At 56.5% G+C, this 20,730-nt stretch carries 19 protein-coding genes; 14 read left to right on the forward strand and 5 right to left on the reverse strand.

All coding sequences use genetic code 11. The annotated features are described in order from the left end of the window. Positions 1–9: 9 nt before the first annotated feature. From ACFO1S_RS03275 to ACFO1S_RS03285, 3 genes are read left to right on the forward strand one after another with little or no spacing between them, the layout of a single operon-like run. The gene (locus ACFO1S_RS03275) at positions 10–1,461 is read left to right on the forward strand and encodes a CoA-acylating methylmalonate-semialdehyde dehydrogenase (protein ID WP_204600672.1); all 1,452 of its coding nucleotides are present in this window, start codon (positions 10–12) and stop codon (positions 1,459–1,461) included. Positions 1,462–1,486: 25 nt separating this feature from the next. Continuing rightward, complete coding sequence (locus ACFO1S_RS03280; protein ID WP_204600671.1) at positions 1,487–2,248, forward strand: SDR family oxidoreductase; 762 nt, start codon at positions 1,487–1,489, stop codon at positions 2,246–2,248. 17 nt (positions 2,249–2,265) lie between these two features. Beyond that, entirely contained in the window at positions 2,266–3,411 is a 1,146-nt protein-coding gene (locus tag ACFO1S_RS03285; RefSeq protein WP_204600670.1) for an MFS transporter, read from the forward strand. Positions 3,412–3,521: 110 nt separating this feature from the next. Here the strand turns inward: ACFO1S_RS03285 and ACFO1S_RS03290 are convergent, their stop codons facing one another. From ACFO1S_RS03290 to ACFO1S_RS03300, 3 genes are all read right to left on the reverse strand, one after another. Next, positions 3,522–3,893: a DUF3862 domain-containing protein gene (locus tag ACFO1S_RS03290; protein WP_378126232.1), complete on the reverse strand. Its 372-nt coding sequence runs from the start codon at positions 3,891–3,893 to the stop codon at positions 3,522–3,524. Between the two features lie 223 nt (positions 3,894–4,116). Continuing rightward, the gene (locus tag ACFO1S_RS03295) at positions 4,117–5,850 is read right to left on the reverse strand and encodes a methyl-accepting chemotaxis protein (protein WP_204600669.1); all 1,734 of its coding nucleotides are present in this window, start codon (positions 5,848–5,850) and stop codon (positions 4,117–4,119) included. Between the two features lie 309 nt (positions 5,851–6,159). Continuing rightward, positions 6,160–7,326, reverse strand: a complete 1,167-nt coding sequence (locus tag ACFO1S_RS03300; protein WP_204600668.1) for a M20 family metallopeptidase — start codon at positions 7,324–7,326, stop codon at positions 6,160–6,162. 213 nt (positions 7,327–7,539) lie between these two features. On the opposite strand from ACFO1S_RS03300, the gene ACFO1S_RS03305 reads away from it, so the two are divergent. Genes ACFO1S_RS03305 through ACFO1S_RS03315 form a run of 3 tightly spaced genes read left to right on the forward strand, consistent with a single transcriptional unit; the run spans position 7,540 to position 10,690 of the window. After that, positions 7,540–8,526, forward strand: a complete 987-nt coding sequence (locus tag ACFO1S_RS03305; RefSeq protein WP_204600667.1) for a Gfo/Idh/MocA family protein — start codon at positions 7,540–7,542, stop codon at positions 8,524–8,526. Positions 8,527–8,555: 29 nt separating this feature from the next. Next, complete coding sequence (locus ACFO1S_RS03310) at positions 8,556–9,605, forward strand: AraC family transcriptional regulator (protein ID WP_204600666.1); 1,050 nt, start codon at positions 8,556–8,558, stop codon at positions 9,603–9,605. Further along, complete coding sequence (locus tag ACFO1S_RS03315; protein WP_204600665.1) at positions 9,602–10,690, forward strand: Gfo/Idh/MocA family protein; 1,089 nt, start codon at positions 9,602–9,604, stop codon at positions 10,688–10,690. The genes ACFO1S_RS03310 and ACFO1S_RS03315 overlap by 4 nt, the downstream gene beginning before the upstream one ends. 64 nt (positions 10,691–10,754) lie before the next feature. On the opposite strand, the gene ACFO1S_RS03320 is transcribed toward ACFO1S_RS03315, so the two are convergent. Together ACFO1S_RS03320 and ACFO1S_RS03325 are read right to left on the reverse strand one after the other, a co-directional pair. Continuing rightward, positions 10,755–12,518, reverse strand: coding sequence for a sensor histidine kinase (locus ACFO1S_RS03320; protein WP_204600664.1), 1,764 nt, complete (start codon positions 12,516–12,518; stop codon positions 10,755–10,757). Next, on the reverse strand, positions 12,508–13,230 hold the full coding sequence (locus ACFO1S_RS03325; RefSeq protein WP_204600663.1) for a response regulator transcription factor: 723 nt from the start codon (positions 13,228–13,230) through the stop codon (positions 12,508–12,510). The genes ACFO1S_RS03320 and ACFO1S_RS03325 overlap by 11 nt, the downstream gene beginning before the upstream one ends. A 213-nt stretch (positions 13,231–13,443) precedes the next feature. Between ACFO1S_RS03325 and ACFO1S_RS03330 the strand changes: the two genes are divergently transcribed. The 8 genes from ACFO1S_RS03330 to ACFO1S_RS03365 all read left to right on the forward strand — a co-directional run bounded on the left by ACFO1S_RS03330 (position 13,444) and on the right by ACFO1S_RS03365 (position 20,700). Next, positions 13,444–14,454 carry a peptidoglycan DD-metalloendopeptidase family protein gene (locus ACFO1S_RS03330; RefSeq protein WP_378126294.1) on the forward strand — a complete coding sequence of 337 codons (1,011 nt, stop codon included), beginning with the start codon at positions 13,444–13,446 and terminating at the stop codon, positions 14,452–14,454. A gap of 118 nt (positions 14,455–14,572) precedes the next feature. After that, a complete protein-coding gene (locus ACFO1S_RS03335) occupies positions 14,573–15,286 on the forward strand; it encodes a M50 family metallopeptidase (protein ID WP_378126235.1) in 714 nt (237 codons plus the stop codon). Positions 15,287–15,460: 174 nt separating this feature from the next. Next, complete coding sequence (locus ACFO1S_RS03340; RefSeq protein ID WP_204600662.1) at positions 15,461–15,910, forward strand: MarR family winged helix-turn-helix transcriptional regulator; 450 nt, start codon at positions 15,461–15,463, stop codon at positions 15,908–15,910. 7 nt (positions 15,911–15,917) lie between these two features. Continuing rightward, the gene (locus ACFO1S_RS03345) at positions 15,918–17,117 is read left to right on the forward strand and encodes an MFS transporter (protein WP_204600661.1); all 1,200 of its coding nucleotides are present in this window, start codon (positions 15,918–15,920) and stop codon (positions 17,115–17,117) included. Between the two features lie 238 nt (positions 17,118–17,355). Next, the gene (locus ACFO1S_RS03350) at positions 17,356–18,507 is read left to right on the forward strand and encodes a LolA family protein (protein WP_204600660.1); all 1,152 of its coding nucleotides are present in this window, start codon (positions 17,356–17,358) and stop codon (positions 18,505–18,507) included. A gap of 190 nt (positions 18,508–18,697) precedes the next feature. Continuing rightward, positions 18,698–19,879, forward strand: coding sequence for an alanine racemase (alr, locus tag ACFO1S_RS03355; protein ID WP_204600659.1), 1,182 nt, complete (start codon positions 18,698–18,700; stop codon positions 19,877–19,879). 185 nt (positions 19,880–20,064) lie between these two features. Beyond that, on the forward strand, positions 20,065–20,346 hold the full coding sequence (locus ACFO1S_RS03360) for a CopG family ribbon-helix-helix protein (protein WP_378126237.1): 282 nt from the start codon (positions 20,065–20,067) through the stop codon (positions 20,344–20,346). Positions 20,347–20,349: 3 nt separating this feature from the next. Next, positions 20,350–20,700: a type II toxin-antitoxin system PemK/MazF family toxin gene (locus ACFO1S_RS03365; RefSeq protein WP_204600658.1), complete on the forward strand. Its 351-nt coding sequence runs from the start codon at positions 20,350–20,352 to the stop codon at positions 20,698–20,700. Positions 20,701–20,730 lie beyond the last annotated feature (30 nt).

A 20,730-nucleotide genomic window follows, 5' to 3' on the forward strand; every position in this document is an offset into this window, starting at 1 on the left:
GCCTGTCCAATGTCAATTCCAACCTTGCATAACTTCATCGGCGGACAATGGGTAGCCTCAACCAGCGGGACAACAGACGTCATTCCGAACCCTGCAACAGGGGAGCCTATCGCAATCGTCCCGATTTCCTCCCGCGCGGAGCTGGATTCGGCAGTTGAAGCTGCCCATACAGCGTTTCAGGACTGGAAGAGGGTAGCTGTTCCGAAGCGGGCCAGAATCCTGTTTAATTATCAGCAGCTTCTGGTCAAGCACTGGGACGAGCTGGCGAGACTGATTACTCAGGAGAACGGCAAAAGCTACGGAGAAGCTTACGGAGAGGTGCAGCGCGGCATCGAGAATGTGGAGTTTGCCTCGGGAGCGCCGACCTTGATGATGGGCAGCACCTTGCCGGACATTGCAACAGAAATCGAATCTCATATGTACCGCTACCCGATCGGGGTCATCGGCGGCATTACGCCTTTCAATTTTCCGATGATGGTTCCTTGCTGGATGTTCCCGCTCGCTCTTGCTTTAGGCAACACCTTCGTCCTGAAGCCCTCCGAGAAAACGCCGCTGTTGGCTAATCGGCTTGCCGAGCTGCTGGCTGAAGCCGGGCTTCCCGCCGGGGTGTTCAACATTGTTCACGGCGCTCAGGATGTCGTAAACGGGCTGCTTGATCATGAAGATGTCAAGGCGATTTCCTTCGTCGGGTCTCAGCCTGTCGCGGAATACGTGTACAAGCGTGCGGCTGCGAATGGGAAACGCGTGCAGGCGCTTGCAGGCGCCAAAAATCACGCGATCGTGCTGCCGGACGCGAATCTGGAGTTGACCGTCAAGGAAATTATTAATGCTTCTTACGGCTCTGCAGGGGAGCGCTGCATGGCAACCTCGGTAGTCGTGGCGGTAGGAAGCGTCGGGGACGAGCTGGTGTCTCGCTTAACCGAGGCGGCGAGCCGGCTCAAAATTGGAAATGGGCTAGAGCAGGGGGTATTTCTAGGTCCTGTTATTCGCGATGCGCATAAGGAGCGGACAGTGTCCTACATTGGGATCGGCGAGCAGGAGGGAGCTTCGCTGGTCCTCGATGGCCGACAGGCTCCTGAATCGGAAGGGAAGGGCAGCTTCGTGGGGCCGACCTTGTTCGATCACGTGAAGCCGGGAATGCAAATCTGGAAGGATGAAATATTCGCGCCAGTCTTATCCGTTGTCCGCGTCAGCAGTCTGGATGAAGCCATTGAGGTTGCCAACCAATCGGAATTTGCCAACGGCGGGGTGTTGTACACCGACAGCGCCCAGGCAATCCGCCACTATCGCGAGAATATTGATGCGGGCATGCTGGGCATTAATGTCGGAGTTCCGGCTCCAATGGCATTCTTCCCCTTCTCGGGTTATAAGAAGTCATTTTACGGCGATTTACATGCGAACGGCAAGGACGGCGTTGAATTTTATACCCGCAAGAAAATGGTCGTCGCGCGTTATTCCTAACAGGAGCGAAAGGGTTGCTTGAGAGATGAGCGAATCGATGTTTAACTTGGCGGGCAAGGTTGCGGTGGTGACAGGGGCAACGCGAGGCATAGGTCAACAGCTGGCGATCGCCCTTGCCGAGGCTGGAGCCGACTTGGCGCTGCTGCAGCGGGAGCCGGAGGATCAGGGGACGAAAGCGGTCATTGAAAGCTTGGGCAGAGACTGTATCGTTGTTCCCTGCGATCTGGCGCATATGGATCAGGTGAAGCAAGCGATCCCGGCGGTGATCTCTCATTTCGGCAAGGTCGATATTCTAGTCAACAATGCCGGGGTACAGCGTCGTGCCCCGGCTGTTGAGTTTGCCGAGACAGACTGGGACGATGTACTCCAGGTGAACCTGAAGGCAGTGTGGCTTCTCTGTCAGGCCGCCGGTCGTCATATGACCGAACGTCGGCAGGGGAAAATCATTAATCTGGCATCGCTCTTGACCTATCAGGGCGGGATAACGGTTCCGGCCTATGCGGCAGCCAAAGGCGGCATCGGACAGCTGACCAAAGCGCTTGCGAATGAGTGGGCGAAGTATGGGGTTAATGTGAATGCCATCGTTCCAGGCTATTTTGCTACGGATATGAATGAAGCGTTGCTTGCCGATCAAGAGCGCAACAAACAGATTACAGAGCGTATTCCGGCGGGGAGATGGGGATCGCCCGAGGATATGAAGGGCAGCATCGTGTTTTTGGCTTCCTCTGCTTCCGACTATATCCATGGACACCTGCTTGCCGTCGATGGGGGCTGGCTCGGCAGATAGCGTGAGGCAGCCGAGCGTTGGAGGGGATTCAACTGGTCAGGCTTGCACTCGTCACCTTCTTTTTGTTTTCCGCCAGTGCGGGGATCAGCATTTGCTTTCCTTTGTATTTCCAATTTCGCGGGCTTAGTCATAGTGAAATTGGCGTCGTGGTGGGATTGGGAGCGCTGGTCTCCATCTTCGCTCCTCCCTTCTGGGGAGTCGTCAGCGATCGGAACAAAACGATCAAGAAAGTCATCGTGCTTCTGGTTGGAGCAGGCCTGCTGCTTACGATCCCATTGTTCATGTCCCATACGATGCTAAGCATTATGCTATTCTTGGGGTTATTCATGTTTTTCGTATCGGCGGCTACTCCATTGCTGGAAAGTCTGCTCGTTAAGTATGCGAATGACAATAAGGTGAACTATGGTGCCATCCGCTTATGGGGCGAGGTGGGGGTAGGGACGACGACGCTGGTCATCGGCTTTGTCCTTCAATATTACGGGATGAGGTATTTGGGTTGGATGTACGGGTTTCTTCTGCTTTGCGGTCTGCTGCTGCTTCTGCGAACGCCGGATGCCCAGAGGGAAGCAAAGCCGATGACGATGCAGAGCTTTGCTAAGCTTTTTTCCAATCGGACATTTCTCCTCTATTTGATAATCATTTTGCTGGTCAGCATTCCGCATCGGATGAATGATTCCTACCTGATGATTTATCTCGGGCAGCTTGGCGCGACAGGGACGATTGCCGGCTTAGGCTGGACGGTGTCGGCTGCCGGCTCCATGATTTCGCTGTTGTTTCTAAGCAAGCTGATGGACAAGTACGATGAAATCCGCTTTGTCATTATCGCTTGCATTTGTTATGCGATCCGGTGGTTGATCTATGGGCTGGCGGAGCATTCAGGCTTTGTGATTGCCGGACAAGCGCTTCATATGGCGACCTTCTCGGTGTTTCTGGTTGCTTCAACCCGATATATCTACAAAATCGTCCCTAAGGAGCTGATTGCCACTGCAATTACTCTCTATCTGGCTATCTTTATGGGACTCGGCGGCATTATCGGCGGAGTAGCCGGGGGGTGGATGATCGATCATACGGGCCCGCACGCAGCCTACCTGCTGGGGTGTATGCTCAGTGCGGCTGCTGCCGGGCTGGCCATGGCTTATCGATCCAGACTGATTAAAGAATAGACTTTCCTAGAGAAAAGGACCTCAGCTCCCACGTTGTGGAATTTGAGGTCCTTTCGGTTGCAAACGCGGGACGTTCCCATCTCATATGAACGCTTTTGGGATGTCCTTGTTTATTCCAGGCCGAACTGGGATTTCGTCTGCAGCTCGTCCTTCAGGAAGACAAAGCTGGCGGTGCCCGTCTTGCCTTGGTACATAACCGCCGTTGCATAGAGGTCGTCGCCTTCCTTGCCCGACTCCGAGACGAGCTCGCCTTCTCCCCCGACAATCTCGATAATTTCTTTATAGGTCATTCCGTTTTTGATTTTGTCGTACTGCTCTTTGGTTATCGTGGCTCTTCCCCCGTTCTCCGCGGCAGACGGCGATGCCTGTGCGGATGGGCTTGCAGAGGACGTTTCCTTCGGATCATCGGATGAGCCGCAAGCGGCGAGAAGAGTAAAGACGGCAAGGAGAGTCAGTATTAACATCGTGCGAATCAGCTTCAATTCAATCAACCCCATAGGTGTAATAGACAGGAAAATGCATATCCGTCTACGACATCTTACAGCAACTAGAGGCCGATAGAAACAATTCCCAAGAAATCGGGAGAATGGGCTTAGGCTCCTTTAGGAACATCGTCGTGCCAGAGGTCCCTGCATCCGTGACCGGAAGACTGGGGCGAGGATGAGAGGCAGCAAGCGGGATGGCCCAGACCGGAACATAAGGGTCCTAGAGCTTGAAGTACCGAACGGAATTGTTCAGCGCTTGTACGATAGCTTGCAACTGCTCGGTGGCGTGGGAGATGTTCTCTGCAAGAGCAAGCTGCTCTTCCGTGGCGGCAGATACGCTCTGAGCCTTGTCGGAGATGTTTTTCGCCGATGCGGCCGATTGCTCCATGCTGGCCGATACTTCCTCGGAGCTAGCGGACATCTGTTCCGTCACGGCGGAAGTGTCATGAAGCTGCCGGGAAACCTCTTTAATGGACTCCACGATCGTTTCAAAGCCGTATGCGACCTCCACAAGCGTGGCTGCGCCTTGCTCGTTCTGAGAGATCGTGGCTTTCATGTATTCGGACGCATGTCCGATTTCATTCCGGGTATCGCCGATCAGCTCATGAATGCTTTGGGCGGACTCCAGGGAGGTCGCCGCAAGCTTGCGGATTTCCTGAGCGACGACGGCGAAGCCTTTGCCGTGCTCTCCCGCCCGGGCCGCTTCAATCGAGGCGTTGAGCGAAAGAATGCCGGTCTGGTTGGCAAGCGCCGTAATCTTGTCCGTAATATCGCCGATTTTATCGGATTTATCGCTAAGCACGCCTACCGTGCGGCTCAGGTCGCCGATCGCGGCCGACATCAGCTCCATCTGTTCTTTCAGCTTTGCCAGCTTCACGCTGCCGACCTCTGCCATCTCTGTCGTGTTCATGGAGTGGCTGGAGATGACGTTCGTGCTTTCGGCAATCCGTTGAACGCCGACAGCCATCTCCTCCATGGCGGTATTCGCCTCTTGAGCGATCGTCGTCTGCGTATCGACCAACGTCGTGACATCCTGGATGTTTTCCGCCACATGGGTGGCGGCCAAGGTGGATTCCCGAGCGCTTTGGGCCAGCTCTCCCGATGCGGAGGAGACTTGTTGGGCGTTGTTGGCGATGCTGCCGATCAGCTCGCGCATCTTGCCGATCATCGTATCGACCGAGAAGAGGATCTGCCCCAGCTCGTCTTTGTCATACTTGCTTTGCGGCGTATAATTCAGTTCTCCCTGCGCGACTTGCTGCGTTTTGGTCTGTACGAGAGCGACGGTCCGGCTCAGCTTGCGGATCAGCAGAATACCGAAGGAGATGAGCGTGATGAACAGAACGATCAGGACAATGGAGGTTATCGTACGGGTTTGCTCCTGAGCGGCGGTAATTTCGCTTGTCTCTTGCTCGGCATAGGCCTCTAGGATTTCCCCGATATCGTTGATGTTGCCTCGCGCCGTTTCGAAGCGCTGCATAATGTCGGATTCTTTCTCGATGGAGAAGGTCTGACGCTGATATTCGCTCTCTACCATCTTCGCCCAATCCTGGAAGAGCTGCTCGACGTTGGTGAGCGTGGCTTCTATGGACTCTCCGCCTGCGACCAGAGTCAGATGGGAGACGCCTTGATCGATCACGATTCGATGCGCATGCTCTATCCGTTCCTTCGCCTGGACCACGTTCTCGCCAAAGCTTGTCTTGGCTTTTTCTTTGTCTTCGGGAGATACATATTGCGAGCTAAGCTGCTGGTAAGCGGAGAGCGCCTGATACATGTCCCTGTCGGCATTGAGGATAAGCGCGGTAGAGGTGTAGGTGGTGTCGTAGAGCACGGTGGTCAGCTTTTTAATGTTTGACGAGTTTAACTGAATCAGAAAAACCGCCGTACCCGCAAACAAAAGCAGTGGAACGAATAAGAGAATGAAGAGCTTGGTTTTCACAGAAATGTTGTTCATCATGGCGGTTTCTCCTCTAGATGGTTATAGGATCTTAATATGTAATATCGGCTGGAAAGAATGGAAATGTAGAGGGATTTGACGAAAACTGTTGAAAAAAACGTTTTCAAGTCGGGTTTTGTTAATTGGAAGAAAGAAATGAAGGGCTTACAAATCGCATTTAAGTGGAAATTCAAGACGAGCTGCGGAGGATAGAGAGGAAACTCTAGTACAAATAAAGCCGGGCTGCGTTACATCCCATTAGGCCGACGGAAATTTAAAATAGAGAGACGGGACTCCGCAGCCCTGGAGGTCCCGTCTCTCTATCGGGGGTTATCGCTGAAATTCGGTCTTAATGCGCTGAAGCAGGTCCTCGTCCGTAAGCACGTCGAGCGCCGTATAGGCCAGCATTGCGGCTCCGAACAGCATCGCCTCGTAAGCCCGAGGGGTTTGCGCAGCGTCGCGGAACTCAAGGCTATGGAGCGAGTAGGGCTCGTTGACGACCTTAATATAGGGATGAGCGGCGGGGCAGCGCAATGAGACGTTGCCCAGATCGAGCGAGCCGTTATCGTGTCCCCGCGAAATCTCCTGCTCGGGAATTCCGGAAGCGATCAGATTGGCCGTGAAAGCGTCTGACAGGGCTTCATTGGTGCGCAGCTCGTCGTAGGAATATTCGTAGGAGACGACGTTAAGCGCACATCCCGTAGCGATGCCGGCCGCTTCGGCGCAGGCAGTTACCTTGCGGGTCAATTCGTCCGTGTAGGCGCGATCGGCCGCACGGACGTAGAAGCGGGCCTCCGCATAGTCCGGAATAATATTCGGAGCCGTCCCGCCTTGGGAGATAATGCCGTGGATGCGCGCGTCCTCCCGGGTTTGCTGGCGCAAGGCGTTTACTCCGTTGAAGAGCAGGAGTACGGCATCGAGGGCATTCACGCCCTGCTCGGGATTGGCTGCGGCATGGGCGGCTTTGCCGCGATATTCGAATTGCAAGGCATCCATCGCCAGGGAGGAGCCGGAACGCTCGTAACCGTGATAGGGGTGAGCCATAATCGCAATGTCGCAATCGTCGAACAAACCGGCGGCGGCCATGTCGACTTTAGCGCCTTTCGTCTCCTCGGCGGGTGTGCCGTATACCCGGATCGTTCCTCCCGTTTGATCCGCGACGGAGCGCAGACCGATTGCCGCGCCCAGCGCCATCGTGCAGATCAGATGATGGCCGCAGGCGTGGCCGATATCGGGAAGGGCATCGTATTCGGCGAGCAAGGCGATAATCGGGCCGGGCTTGCCGACGGAGTATTCGGCGATAAAAGCGGTCTCCAGGCCGAGCACGCTGCGCTCCAGCCGAAAATCGTGCTTCTCCAGCTCGGACATCAGCAGAGCGGAGGCTTGCCGTTCCTCGTGTCCAAGCTCAGGATTCGCGCCGATGAACGCTGCGATCTCCGTAAGGCGGTTGGAATAAGCTTGAATGCGATCATGGATGATCGGTTTAAGATCGGCCATAAGAGAAGCTCCTTTGACAATCAGGGTGGTTGCTCTCCTAATCGTATCCCTTCGGGAGATGACAATCAAGCTGGGACATTCGGTTGAGAGGTTGAGAATTGATGTCGCAATTTTAAAGTCTTTATGGCACATAAACTCATTATATTCGGTCAACGATTTGTGTAATCTTGATTTACTGTCGTATATTTTAAGTAAGATGCCAAGGAGGCCAACATGATTCGAATCGGTAAGATCAGCTATTGGCACGTGCATGCGGACGAATACACCGAGCAGGCTGTGGACCACCCGGCCACAGAGCTTGCGGCAATCTGGGACGAAGAAGCCGCTCGCGGGCAAGCCAAGGCGGCGAAGTACGGAGTGCCGTATTACGACTCGCTGGATGAGATGCTTGCCCGGAAGGACATCGACGCGGTCATCGTCGACGCGCCGACGAGCCTTCATCGCGAAGTGATCGTAAAAGCGGCGCAGGCGGGCAAGCACATCTTCACGGAGAAGGTCGTTGCCCCGACCAGCGCAGAGGTGGCGGAAATCGTATCGTCGATCCGGGAGGCCGGAGTCAGGCTGACGGTATCCTTGCCAAGGCTGTACGCGGGATATACGAGCGCGATAGACAAAGTCGTCAAGGAAGGGCGGCTGGGCAAGCTGACGCTCGCGAGGGTGCGGCTGTCCCATAACGGAGCCATCGCGAATTGGCTGCCGCCGCACTTCTACTCCAAGGAGCAATGCGGAGGGGGAGCCATGATCGATCTGGGCTGTCATCCGATGTATCTGGTGCGGAGCTTCCTGGGTATGCCGGAGAGCGTTCACGCCACTTACGGCTACGTCACGGGCAGAGAAGTGGAGGACAATGCGGTCGCCGTGCTGCGCTACGCAGACGGCGCGCTGGGCATCGTGGAGGCGGGATTCGTCAACAGCCATTCCCCGTTCTCCATCGAGCTTCACGGCACGGAGGGGACGCTGCTATTCGGCTTTCCGGAGGAGATTCCGGTTCTGCGCTCTAACAGCGGAAGCGGAGAATGGGAGAAGCTTGAGCTTGAGCCTTCCCGGCCGTCGGCGTTCCATCAATGGGTCGAGCATATTCAAAGCGGGACCGAAGCGTCGGACAATGTGGCTGCGGCGATTGATCTGACCCGGTTGATGGAAGCGGCCAACCGTTCTGTCGCGGAGGGGCGTCCGATTCACGTCAACGAATTGGCTTAAGCGGAAGAAGGCAGCGGAGGAGGCGCGACATGGCGGCAGAGCACATCAAGAAGGGCGAGGAAGCGCCGAGAAAAGCATTCGATAGAAAAGCCTCCGGCAGCCCCGGTCCGTTTCCTTACGCTCGTATGGCGGGCAAGCAGGACGCGCTTGACCGGCTGGACCTGCAATTCCGCTGGGGAGCCTTCGGCATTCGCGTGCTGCGCTGCCATCTCGCTTCTTTTCCGCCGGGACACATTATCAATTTCCACAAGCACTCCGAGTACGAGCTGCATTTCATTCCGAAGGGGAAGGGCAAGGTCATCCTGACGGATCAGCCCTACGATTTGCACGAGGGCCTCTTCTATATGACGGGGCCGGACTTGCTGCATTATCAGGAATCCGATCTGGAAGATCCGATGTACGAGCTATGTCTTCATCTGGATATCGTTCCGCTGGAGGGGGAAGCGCAGAAGGACGGCTGGGGGGACGAACGGGAGGCGGCGGAGGCGCGGGAATGCGTAGCGGCTCTACAGAAGCTGCCCCTGATCCCGATGGCGGACCGGTACCATGCGATGAGCGGGTTTCTGGAGGCGTACCGGATCTGGGAAGAGCAGCCTGCCGGATTCTATACGTTCATGAAGCAGGCCATCGTGGGCATTCTTCTGCGGACAGCCCGCGTGCTGGAGCGACCCGACGGAAAAATCACATTCCCGGAGCGGGATATGGGATTTCACAGATATCAGCTGGCAACGCAATATATTCTGGATAATGAAAGCTTGCCGATCTCGCTTGAGCAGGTGGCCGAGTCGATCGGCATTAGTCCAAGACAGCTTCAGCGCATCTTCCGCAGCGAGGGGCACACCACCTTCCGGGACTATCTGGAGCATGTGCGCTTGACGGCCATCTGCTCTGAGTTGCTCCAGACGGACGATTCAGTGGAGGAAATTGCGCTGCGGCACGGCTACGCCAACCCGAATTACTTATATCCCGTGTTTAAGCACAAATACGAGGTTACGCCCAGCGCGTATCGCCGACTACACGCCGGAGAAGCGCGCGGGAAGACTATCAACTTGCCAACAGAGAGGGAAGAGAATCTATGAGCAAAAATCTGCGGATCGGAATTATCGGCAGCGGGGGAATCGCCCGAGCGCATGCGGCGGCCTATCGCAAGCTGCCGTTTGTAGAAGTCGTTGCCGTCGCGGACGTCGTTCCGGGCAAAGCGGGACAGTTCGTCGAAGCGGAGCAACTCGCGGGAGCGGCGGCCTACGACGGCCATCAGAAGCTGCTGGAGCAGGAGCTGGACGGCGTCAGCATCTGTACGCCGAACGTTTCGCATCATGCGACGACGGTTGACGCCTTGAAGGCGGGCAAGCAGGTGCTTCTGGAGAAGCCGATGTCCGTGACGTTCGCCGAAGCGCTGGAAATGACGCAAGTCGCGCGCGGCACCGGCAATATGCTGACGATCGGCTTCCAGCCGCGATACGATCCGAACATGAAGCTGCTGCAAGACATCGTGCAGTCCGGCCGGCTCGGCAAAGTGTACTATGCCGAGACCGGAGGCGGCCGCCGCCGCGGCATGCCGGGAGGCACCTTCATCAGCAAGAAGCTGGCCGGCGCCGGCGCGATGGCGGATATCGGCTGCTACTCGCTGGACATGGCGCTGAACGCGCTGGGCTACCCTCGTCCGCTTACTGTATCCGCTTATACGTCGAGTCATTTCGGACGTAATCCGCTCTACCATCCGGAAGCTTCGAAATTCGAAGTGGAAGACTTCGGAGTGGCGATGGTGCGCTTCGAGAACGACCTCGTGCTGCAGTTCAAGATTTCCTGGGCGATGCATATGGACACGCTCGGAGCGACGATGTTCCTGGGCACCGATGCGGGCCTTAAGATTACGCCTGCGGGCAGCGGACCCTGGTCCGGCGTGTGGGACGGCTCGGTAGGCTCGATTACGCTGTACCATGACGAATATGGGGGCCATACGAACACGCCGATTCCGCTCATCGAGCACAAGCTGGATTTGTTCGACGAGAAGGTCCGGGACTTTGCCGAGGCGGTTCGAGACGGACGTCCCGCGCCGATTCCAGGTGAACAAATCCTGATTCAGCAAGCGATCATCGACGGCGTGCTGCGCTCCGCGGAGTCCGGCCGCGAGGTTTCCGTCGAGCTTCCGCAATCGTCATAACGATATCTTCAAACGCCAAGACCCGCCCTCTTTGTCTGCTTGGACAGAGAGAGGCGGGTCTTCCTCAAGCTGGACTCCCAGGTGCCGATTTCCAGCTCAAGCGGATGACAGTACCTTTCCCGAGCGCGGTATCCACCGCAATCGTACCGCCAAGCTTCTCTACGAGCGCTTTCGTGACAGCCATTCCCAGACCGGAGCCTTCCGTCCGGCTTTCCGTATCGGTGCCCCGATAATATCTCTCGAACAGCCGATCCGCCGTTTCCTTATCCATGCCTCTGCCGTTGTCCTCGAAGGTCAGCACGACTTCGCCGGAAGCGGAGCCTGTCACGGAAACGGTCACTACGGTTTCCGCTTCGTTGTGAAGCAGGGCGTTGGCGACCAGATTGTCGAAGATACGCTTTAACCACGGTCTGTAGCTATTCACGTAAACAGGAGAGGCGGCAGGAACAAAGCGTACTTTGCCCGCAGGGGCGGCCGGGTGCCGGGCAGCCTCCATAACGGCATCGCTCGCATATTCGTTCAGGTCCAGCATCTCTAAGGAAGGGGCGTTCTGCCCGTTCTTCAGCCGATAAGTCAATGCAAGGTCGTTGAGCAGTTCGTCCAGATAGGCGGATTTCTCCAGTATGACGGCGCTGAACGAACGGATTTCTTCCGCGGACCATTCGTATTCGCGATTGTTCAGCAGGTGCGCGTAACCCGTGATGGAGGAGAGCGGCGTCTTCAGATCATGCGAAACTCCGGCAATCCACTCCTCCCGCATACGCTCGGTTTCGATTCTCATGGCTTCATTGGCATGGAGCGTCTGCGAGAGCGTATCCATGGAGTTAAGCACATCGTGGTACACACGGTACTTGCGTTTTCTGCGGCCCTTGCGGTCCTGGCTGCGAGGAACTCCCCCGGAGGTGACGGGCTCCTCGTATCTGCCTTCCCCAAGCTGCCGCAGCCAGTTAAGCACGTGGACAATCGGCGATCCGAAGCGTTGTCCGAACCAGAGAGACGCGAGAACGAACAGAAGGATCGCGCTTAACAGCAATACTCCGATGCCCGTCACGATGACCCGGCTTTCGGGACTTAGCGCGGGAGTCTCTCCCGGGACGACGCCGGGCAGCGGCGTACTGATGACCCACGTGCGGGAAGCGGTGTCGTCGTAATACGTGGCAAGCTTCGTTCCATAGCGGTCCGGGTAGACCGATTGCAGCGCCAATTGCTGTGCCGTATAGGAGGCGGGCGCGCCGGCGGGACGGTTGAACGAGGCGATCTCGCGCCCCCTGCCATCCAGCAGCTGCACCCAGGAAGAGCTGTCTAGCAAGCCTGCGCTTAATTTCTCGCCCAGGACGATCTCCCGCCCTCGAATGACAGCCTCTTCGGCCAATTGGCGAACGTGGGCGTCGGTTTCTCTGGCTATGCCGTAGATCAGCGTATGCATGGCGCCGTCCTTCTCTTGAATCCATAAGTACAATTCGTACGGAAAAGGACTCTTCCCCAGCCAGTAGGCGGTCAGCTGACCCGGTCCGTAGGCTTTCGGCACATCGGCGGGCGTGAAGAATTCCTCCGTCACGCGCCCCTCCTCATTGATATATTGCAGCCAGCCTCCGGTCTCTTTCACCAATTCCAGGAGCTTCGGATCGAAACGAACCTGATCGCCCTCCTTCTGAATGGTCCGAACCAGCTCGTACAAGCCGGCGCTGTTGAACTGCCGCATGGCTTCGATTCGGTTCAGTTGGTTAAGCGTCCAGTTCATCGCAAGGGCGGCCAGGGCGAACAGAATCAGGCCGATCGGGATCAGCCAAGCGATCAGGCGCAGGGCCAGTCTCCTCTTAACGCTCATGGACAGGCTCCTGCGCGACCAGCTTGTACCCCAGCCCCCGGACATTGACCAAGTATCGGGGCTGACTCGGGTCAGGCTCGATTCGCTCGCGGATGCGGTGAATATGCACCATGATCGTGTTATCGTCGCTCAGGCTATGCTCGCCCCACACCCGTTCGTAGAGCTCGCTTTTCGTAAACACCCGATTCGGATTTTTGCACAGAAAGAGCAAGAGCTGGAACACAAGCGAGGGACAGGCTACGAGCTTTCCGTCGACCCGAAGCTCCGCGGCGGCTTCATGAATCTGAAAGCCTCCGAAGTCAAGAGTGCCTCCGGGAGCCGGTGGCGCGGCTGCGGCGGCCTTGCCCGAACGGCGAAGCAGGGATTTGATTCGAGCCACGATCTCCAACGGATTAAACGGTTTGGTCACATAATCGTCGCCTCCGACGGCGAAGCCGGTAAGCTTGTCGAAGTCCGTTGTTCTGGCGCTAAGAAACAGAATCGGGGCATCGGTCAAACGGCGAAGGAAGGGGCAAGCCTCGATCCCGCTCATTCCCGGCAGGGCGATATCCAGCACGATGGCGTCGAAGCTTTGTCTGGCGCAGATGTCGAGCGCTTCCTCGGCTGTCTTGACCTGGGTGAGCTTGTGAAAGCCTTCCTTGCGAAGCACGGTACCCAGCAATTGGAGGATGGCCAGCTCGTCGTCGACCAGAAGAATGGAGGCTTCGTTCATAGGGTGTCGCTCCTTTGTCACGGTACGATAAGGGTAAGTTAATTTTAACACGTCTGCAGCCGGCCAGGGACGCTATCGTCTTAACGGAACCTTAATTCTCCCCGGACAAGATTAAGCTGGACGTAAGCTTCCGTTGCGAAGGACATAAGGCTGATCGTACATAATGGAAGGAGAGAACAGAGCAAAGCAAAGGATGTGGCAGAGTTGAAAAAAATGATCGTGCTGCTGACGGGATGCGCCTTGTTGGTAACCGGATGCGGGAGCGGGGATGACGGGAAGCACAACGCGTCGCCGTCGCCGTCGTCTTCGGTTGCGCCTTCCGCCGTTGCGGAGTCGCCCGAGCCGAAGAAGGAGAGCGGGGCGCGATTAAGCCCTGAGCAGGTGCCATCGGCACTGATAGAGGGACAGTTCGACAAGGTGTACGCCCAGATGAGCGAGGACTTCCACAAGGCGATTAGCGTCGAGCAGTTGCGCGAGGGTTATGTCGAGTTCAGCGCGGACGTGAAGGAGTGGAAGCGGGAGCCGCAGGCGGAGCTTGAGGGGCAGCTTTCTTACGTGTGGACCGATCCTCAAGGACGGCAGGCGTTGAGCATGACCTTCGACGATCAGGGAACGATACTCGCAATGCGCCTGCAACCTCTGAAGCAGTTTCCTGACACGGATGCCGTCAAGACCAAGAGGGCCTACGGGCTGCCCTTCAAGGGGGAATGGTTCGTCGTGTGGGGAGGAACCAACGTGCTGATGAATTATCATTACGAGCACGAAAGCCAGCGCTATGCCTACGATCTGGTCCAAGCAAAGAATGGCGCTTCGTACGAAGGAGACCCTGCCCGGAACGAAAGCTATTACGCCTACGGCCAGCCGATTCTCGCTCCGGGCGACGGCATAGTGGCGCGCGTCGTGAACGATATCAAGGACAACGTGCCGGTTGGCACGTTCAACACGGAGCATCCTGCGGGCAATGTCGTCGTCATAGACCATGGCGACGGAGAGTTCAGCTTCCTGGCCCATTTGCAGGAGGGCTCGGTCGAGGTGAAGGTCGGGGATCGAGTGTCCCAGGGCGATCCGATCGGACTATGCGGCAACTCCGGCAATTCGAGCGAGGCGCACCTGCATTTTCAGGTGTCGGATCAGCCGGACCTGTTCGAAGGCAAATCCATTCGCATCCAGTGGGAAAATGAACTTGATCCGCTGAGAGGAACGGTTGTCGACGGCGGTCAATAATCAGAGTGCAGGATAGAGAGATATGGGCAGCCCCCGCTTGCAATGAAGCGGAGGGCTGTTTCGCCGCGCCGGGAATTCTCTATCGACATAAGCGCAGCAGTGATATAATGGCAACGGATTGCAGCTGTTCACAACGAATTCGCAACAGAAAGAAGGGATTGTCATCCGTTCATGGCTTCGGGTCGCGCTGTTCCTTACGATTGCGGCGGTTCTTACGCGCTTGATTCCGTTCTCCGATTTTTTCCGCAATGTCGATACGCTGATTCATGAGCTGTTCCATGCCCTGGCCACGCTGCTGTTGTCCGGGGACGTTCTGTACGTTCATCTCTATTCGGACCAAAGCGGGCTCACCTATTCCGCTTACGCGGGAGGGTGGAAGAGCGTTCCGATCTCCTTGGCGGGCTACTTCGGCTCGGCCCTGTTCGCCGTTCTGCTATTCTATCTGCATTCTCGCAAGAAAGAGAAAGCGGGACTGATCGTCATCGCGTCAATCGCCGTGCTGGGACTTGCGCTCTTCGTCCGCAACGGCTACGGGATGGCCTGGTGCGCGGGTTTTGCGATCCTGACCATCCTGATCTGCGTGTGGTCCCGTCCGGGGCTGCTGAAGGGCTATTACTTGCTCGTTGCCTTCATTTGCCTGGTTGAATCCGTTCTAAGCGCACTTATTATTCTCTCCATGGCCTTCCAGGACCCGGCGGCTGCCGGGGATGCGGCGAATCTGGACCGGGCGACGTACATTCCCGCCGCTTTCTGGGGCTTGCTGTTCGCGCTGTTCTCCCTCGTATGCGCGAGAGCTTCGATCAAGCTGTTCTACAAACGGGGCTTCGACTGATCGGCCTCTGTCGGCAAGAGGCCATCCGGCAATTCGCCTCGGCCCGCTTTTAATGAATGGCCGCTCCCAAGCGATTGGGCGCGGCTTATTTTTTATGAGTTTACAGCGATTGTTGCTTGAAATATAATTGTCTAAGCAACTAAATAACCCGAAAGGAGCATAAATAAAGGACAAATGACGCAGCTATTTGATAAGGAACAAGCGATCGGACATATGCTGGGACTCACCTACCGCAAGCTGACGACGTTATTTCTAAGCCGAATGAAAAGCTACGAGATTACGCCGGAGCAATGGTCGGTATTGTTCCAGATTTATAAGGCGGAAGGACTGATCCAGAAGGAAATCGCCGAGCGCTCCGGCCGGGACAGGCCTACGACGACGCGAATACTGGATCATCTCGAACAAAGGCGGCTGGTGTACAGGAAGATCGGAGAGCGCGATCGGCGCTCCTTCAAGGTATATATCACGGATGAGGGCAAACGGCTGATGGAGGAAATGATTCCGGTCGAGCGCCGGTTGAACGAAGAGGTACGACAATGCGTATCGGATGAAGAATTGGATCTTCTAAGGGAGCTGCTCTCCAGAATCGGACAGCATGTACAGGACATCTCGGAACGGGAGTAGGGACAACATGAAATTGCAAACAAAAGCGCCGGAGAAGCTATGGACAAGAGCTTTTCTCGCGCTTACGGCGAGCTCGTTTTTGTTATTTCTCAATTTGCAAATGCTGCTGGCGGCGTTTCCGGCTTACGTGAAAGGCCAATATGGCGCGGACGATCTGACGCTTAGCCTGTTCACGAGCGTATTCGCGCTGGCTGCGATCTTCGCGCGGTTCATGACGGCGGGATTAATGAGGAGGATCGGCAGGGAGAAGCTCCTCTACAGCGGCTTCGCCATCGGTATTCTAATGACCGCGATCTACGTGTTGGCCCATTCGATCGAATCGCTGCTCTTGATGAGAATCGGCTTCGGGCTGGGCTTCGGAATGGCGAGCACCATTATTCCGACGCTCGTGTCGCAGTCGATTCCCGGCAACAGGGTCGGGGAAGGAATCGGGTATTTCGGGCTTTCCACCAGCCTGGCCATGTCTGTGGGACCCTTGATCGGCCTGAACGTCATGAAGGAAGCCGGCTTCGGAGCGTTAACCGTTGTCGGAACCGTTACGCTGCTGCTCGCCATACCGGTTCTGCTGCTGGCCGGAACGGCCCCGAGCGGGCGCAAGGCAGGGGGAGATTCACGTCAGGCCGCCTCCGGTCGCCGATCCTTCAACAAGCGGCTGTTATTCCCGGCATTTCTTAACGTGCTGCTGGCGATTACCTACGGAGGAGTGCTCAGCTTTATTTCCCTGTTCGGCGAATCGGTTCACCTGGAGCAGGTCGGGCTATTCTTCCTCTTCAACGTCGTGACCATTCTCATCGTACGTCCGATCTCGGGCAAATTGTTCGACCGCAAGGGACATGCCGTCGTGCTTGTTCCTGCCGCGTTCTGCATCATTGCCAGCTTGAGCGTTCTATCGCTCGCGACGACGATGCCCGTGCTGATCCTGTCGGCGTTGCTGTACGGGCTCGGCTTCGGAGCGATTCAGCCAACCCTGCAGGCCTGGCTATTGCGTTCCTCCGCAAGGGAACAGCACGGCGTCGCCAACAGTCTGTTTTACAATTCGACGGATTTGGGAGTCGCCCTGGGAGCCTTCGTCCTGGGCGTCATCTCTTCGGCATCGAATTACGCGGTTATGTACCGGTATTCCGCCGGGTTTATGGTTCTCTTCCTCGTCGCTTACACGATTGCAGAAGGCCTTCGCAGAAGGAATGAGCCCGCAACGCAAGGGTGAAGCGAAGCGGCCGCGAAGCCGATCAGTCGAAGACGCTGGCCGAAGCGGAAAGGTTTCCTGAGAAGGGATGATTTGCTACTCCCCGGATCTTGGGGCAGCCGTCCTCTCCGGTTTCAAGCCGGACGATCGTCCTTCAGGCTGGCTGCGACCACCGCTTGTCATGCTAGTCTGCATATTTGGTCAAGTCCCCTCATAGACATGAACCATGGCTTGATTAAAGTGCTGAGGGGTGGATCGCATGCGTCGTCGGATTTCATGGATCGCCGCCGTTGCAGTCGCAATGGTTGTTTTACTGGCCGGTTGCGGAAGCAAGAACGCGGATTCGATCGTGAAGGATTTGGACAAAGTCGTGGACAAAATGGAAAGCTACGAAGGCAGAGGAACGATGATCTTGCATACGGGACAGCAGCCGCTGGAGTACAAGGTGGAAGTATGGTACCAGAAGCCGGACATGTACCGGATCGCGCTGACGAACGCCAAGCGGGACATTACGCAGATCGTTCTTCGCAACACGGAAGGGGTATTCGTGCTCACCCCGCAGCTGAATAAAAGCTATCGCTTCCAGAGCGACTGGCCGGACAATCAAGGTCAGGTCTACCTCTATCAGACGCTGGCGCAAAGCATCATTATGGACAACTCGCGGCAGTTCGCGACGGACAAGGACAGCTACGTATTCGACGTCATGGCCGGCAACTACCAGAACGGCTCGTTCGCCCGGCAGAAAATCTGGCTGGCCCAGAATGACTACGCGCCCAAGCACGTCGAAGTCTCGGATGCCAACGGGAACAAGATGGTCGAGGTCATCTTCAATTCCTTCGAATTCGGCAAGAAGTTCGACAAATCCGCCTTCGATATGGATAAGAACATGGGTGTCGTTCCGAATTCGAACGCGAAGCCGTCGGAGCAGTCCCCCGAAGGCAGCCCGAGTCCCGACAGCTCGTCCGCTCCGGGCTCCGGCGCTTCACCGGAGGCTACGCCCGACGCTTCCGGGGCTCCGGACGACAAGGCTACGGGAGAAGGGACCGAGCCGCCTGCGCCGGAGCAAGCGACCTTCTCCGTGATCGAGCCGGACGCGGAGGCATTGCCGACAGGCGTAGAGTGGCAGGATACGAGCGATCTCCAGCTGGGCGATCAGCAGGGCGTCATGCTCCGGTATACCGGCAGCTACGACTTCACCCTTGTGGAGAGCGTCGCGAAAGTTAGAGCGGTCACGCTCAGCGAAGGCATCTCGCTCGATCTCGGCTTCACGCTCGGCCACTTGACGGAAGGCGCGATAACGACGCTGACCTGGAGCTACAACGGCATGGAGTTCCGTCTGAGCAGCGAGGATCTGCCGCATGACGATATGGTAAGAATCGCTCAGTCCATGGTGGATTCCTCGGGCAAATAAAATGGAACAGACCGTACATCGGCGAGACGAGTACGGATCGGGGCGAGGCGAGGGAGAGACGGACTCCTCCTCGCCCTTTGCCTGCGGCGAGCTGGCAAAGGTTGCCTTCCTGAATATCGTTGACAGTCCTTCATCCTCCCGGTAACATAAATTTATTGCAGTATTGAGCAGCAGGGTAGGTGAACGGTCCGTGGACTGTTATTATCGGGCGACCGTAGCCGAGATTTCCCTAGACGCCCTGGATCGCAACATCCTGGCGTTGCGCCGTCATCTGGCTCCCGGAACCAGAATACTGGCCTCCGTCAAGGCGAACGCATATGGGCATGGGGCAGTGGAAATCGCCAGAAGAGCGGTTTCGGTCGGCGTGGATTATTTGGGAGTCGCTTTTTTGGACGAAGCATTGCAATTACGGGCTTCGGGAATAGACGCTCCGATTCTGGTACTGGGCTATACGCCTCCAGAAGGGTACCCTCTGGCCAGAGAACGGGGCATTACGATAACGCTATATCGGGAAGAAATGCTGGAAGCGGCGGCGAGCCTCCCGGCATCGGAGAAGAAGCTGAAGGCTCATGTGAAGATCGATTCGGGCATGGGCAGGCTTGGCTTGCTGCCGGGAGGAGAAGCGGAGCGGTTTCTGGAGAAGGCCTTCGCTCTGCCGCAGTTGGATATAGAAGGTCTGTATACGCACTTCGCGTGCGCGGATGAACAGGATAAGACGTATACGATGAAGCAGGTCGAACGATTCGCGAGCGTGACGAATTACGTGCGCCGATCGGGTATGCCGATCTCGATCATACACTCGGGCAACAGCGCGACGGGCATCGATCTGCCCGAGCACACCGGCGACATGCTGCGTCTGGGCATCGGTATGTACGGCTTGTACCCAAGCGCCGAGGTGCGGGAAGAGGCCGTTCGGCTTGAACCGGTCTTAACGCTCAAAACCGCCATCACCCATGTGAAGAGCTTGCCGGCGGGAGAAGGCATCAGCTACGGAACCCGGTATTTTACGCAGGGAGAGGAAGCGATCGGCACGCTGCCGATCGGCTACGCCGACGGCTTCAGCCGCATGCTGAGCGGCAAAGCGGAAGCGCTTGTGCGCGGACGCCGCGTACCTGTGCTGGGGACGATATGCATGGATCAATGCATGATTGGTCTGAATGCCGCACAGTCGGCGGGTGCCGTCAAGATCGCGCCGGGGGAAGAGGTCGTGCTGATCGGACGTCAAGGAGAGGCTCAGATTACCGCGGAAGAAGTGGCAAGCAAGCTGGGAACGATCAATTACGAGCTCATCTGCATGCTGGCGACGAGAATTCCGAGGGTATACCGCAGCAATGGAGAGGTCGTTGCCGTCGTCAATCCGCTTCAGGGATAATTTTGGCTATTTTTTATTGTCGGAATCGGCAGGAATGTCGGGGCTTGATCGCGAATGGTAACCCCTATGCGAAAAAGCTCGGATAAGGATCCGACTGCGGGGGATCGAGTCGTATAATTCCGAACGGTCTCATGCATACTGGAAAATAGGGTGCTTGTTGGAAAATCTTTGGGGGTGTCCGTTCGGTGGCCAATTTACACAATACGAAACGCATTATGATCAGTCTTCCGGATCACTTGCTGCGCGAAGTCGACTTCGTCGTCGCCAAGGAAAATACCAACCGCAGCGAGATCATTCGTCAGGCCATGAAGCACTATCTGGTCGAACGCAAGAAGCGGTTGATTCGCGACGCGATGCAGCGCGGGTATTTGGAAATGGCCAAAATCAATCTCCATATGGCATCCGAAGCGTTTCACGCCGAAGAGGACGCCGAGAATATACTAGGTCGCCTCGTAAGCGGGGTGTAGACCTTGATCGTGAAGCGCGGAGACGTATTCTATGCGGATTTGTCGCCCGTCGTCGGCTCGGAGCAAGGCGGGGTGCGTCCCGTCCTGATTATTCAGAACGATATCGGCAACCGATTCAGCCCGACGGTGATCGTTGCGGCCATAACGGCGCAGATCCAGAAGGCAAAGCTGCCGACGCATGTAGAAATCGAAGCGAAAACCCATGGCATGGAGCGGGATTCCGTTATTTTGCTGGAGCAGATCCGTACGATCGACAAGCAGCGGCTGACCGATAAAATCACGCATTTGGACGACGACACGATGCACAAGGTGAACGACGCCTTGCAAATCAGTGTCGGATTAATTGACTTCTAATGGTAAAATTAAGACAGGCGACCTTCGGAT

It is taken from the genome of Cohnella boryungensis, assembly GCF_042651945.1.
GTDB classification, from domain to species: domain Bacteria; phylum Bacillota; class Bacilli; order Paenibacillales; family Paenibacillaceae; genus Cohnella; species Cohnella boryungensis.

Excerpts from the sequence above, each read along its gene's own strand:
- ACFO1S_RS03275 (WP_204600672.1), top strand. The coding sequence starts at position 10 with ATGTCAATTCCAACCTTGCATAACTTCATCGGCGGACAATGGGTAGCC.
- ACFO1S_RS03280 (WP_204600671.1), top strand. The coding sequence starts at position 1,487 with ATGAGCGAATCGATGTTTAACTTGGCGGGCAAGGTTGCGGTGGTGACA.
- ACFO1S_RS03295 (WP_204600669.1), bottom strand. The coding sequence starts at position 5,850 with ATGATGAACAACATTTCTGTGAAAACCAAGCTCTTCATTCTCTTATTC.
- ACFO1S_RS03300 (WP_204600668.1), bottom strand. The coding sequence starts at position 7,326 with ATGGCCGATCTTAAACCGATCATCCATGATCGCATTCAAGCTTATTCC.
- ACFO1S_RS03305 (WP_204600667.1), top strand. The coding sequence starts at position 7,540 with ATGATTCGAATCGGTAAGATCAGCTATTGGCACGTGCATGCGGACGAA.
- ACFO1S_RS03310 (WP_204600666.1), top strand. The coding sequence starts at position 8,556 with ATGGCGGCAGAGCACATCAAGAAGGGCGAGGAAGCGCCGAGAAAAGCA.
- ACFO1S_RS03315 (WP_204600665.1), top strand. The coding sequence starts at position 9,602 with ATGAGCAAAAATCTGCGGATCGGAATTATCGGCAGCGGGGGAATCGCC.
- ACFO1S_RS03320 (WP_204600664.1), bottom strand. The coding sequence starts at position 12,518 with ATGAGCGTTAAGAGGAGACTGGCCCTGCGCCTGATCGCTTGGCTGATC.
- ACFO1S_RS03325 (WP_204600663.1), bottom strand. The coding sequence starts at position 13,230 with ATGAACGAAGCCTCCATTCTTCTGGTCGACGACGAGCTGGCCATCCTC.
- ACFO1S_RS03330 (WP_378126294.1), top strand. The coding sequence starts at position 13,444 with ATGATCGTGCTGCTGACGGGATGCGCCTTGTTGGTAACCGGATGCGGG.
- ACFO1S_RS03340 (WP_204600662.1), top strand. The coding sequence starts at position 15,461 with ATGACGCAGCTATTTGATAAGGAACAAGCGATCGGACATATGCTGGGA.
- ACFO1S_RS03345 (WP_204600661.1), top strand. The coding sequence starts at position 15,918 with ATGAAATTGCAAACAAAAGCGCCGGAGAAGCTATGGACAAGAGCTTTT.
- ACFO1S_RS03350 (WP_204600660.1), top strand. The coding sequence starts at position 17,356 with ATGCGTCGTCGGATTTCATGGATCGCCGCCGTTGCAGTCGCAATGGTT.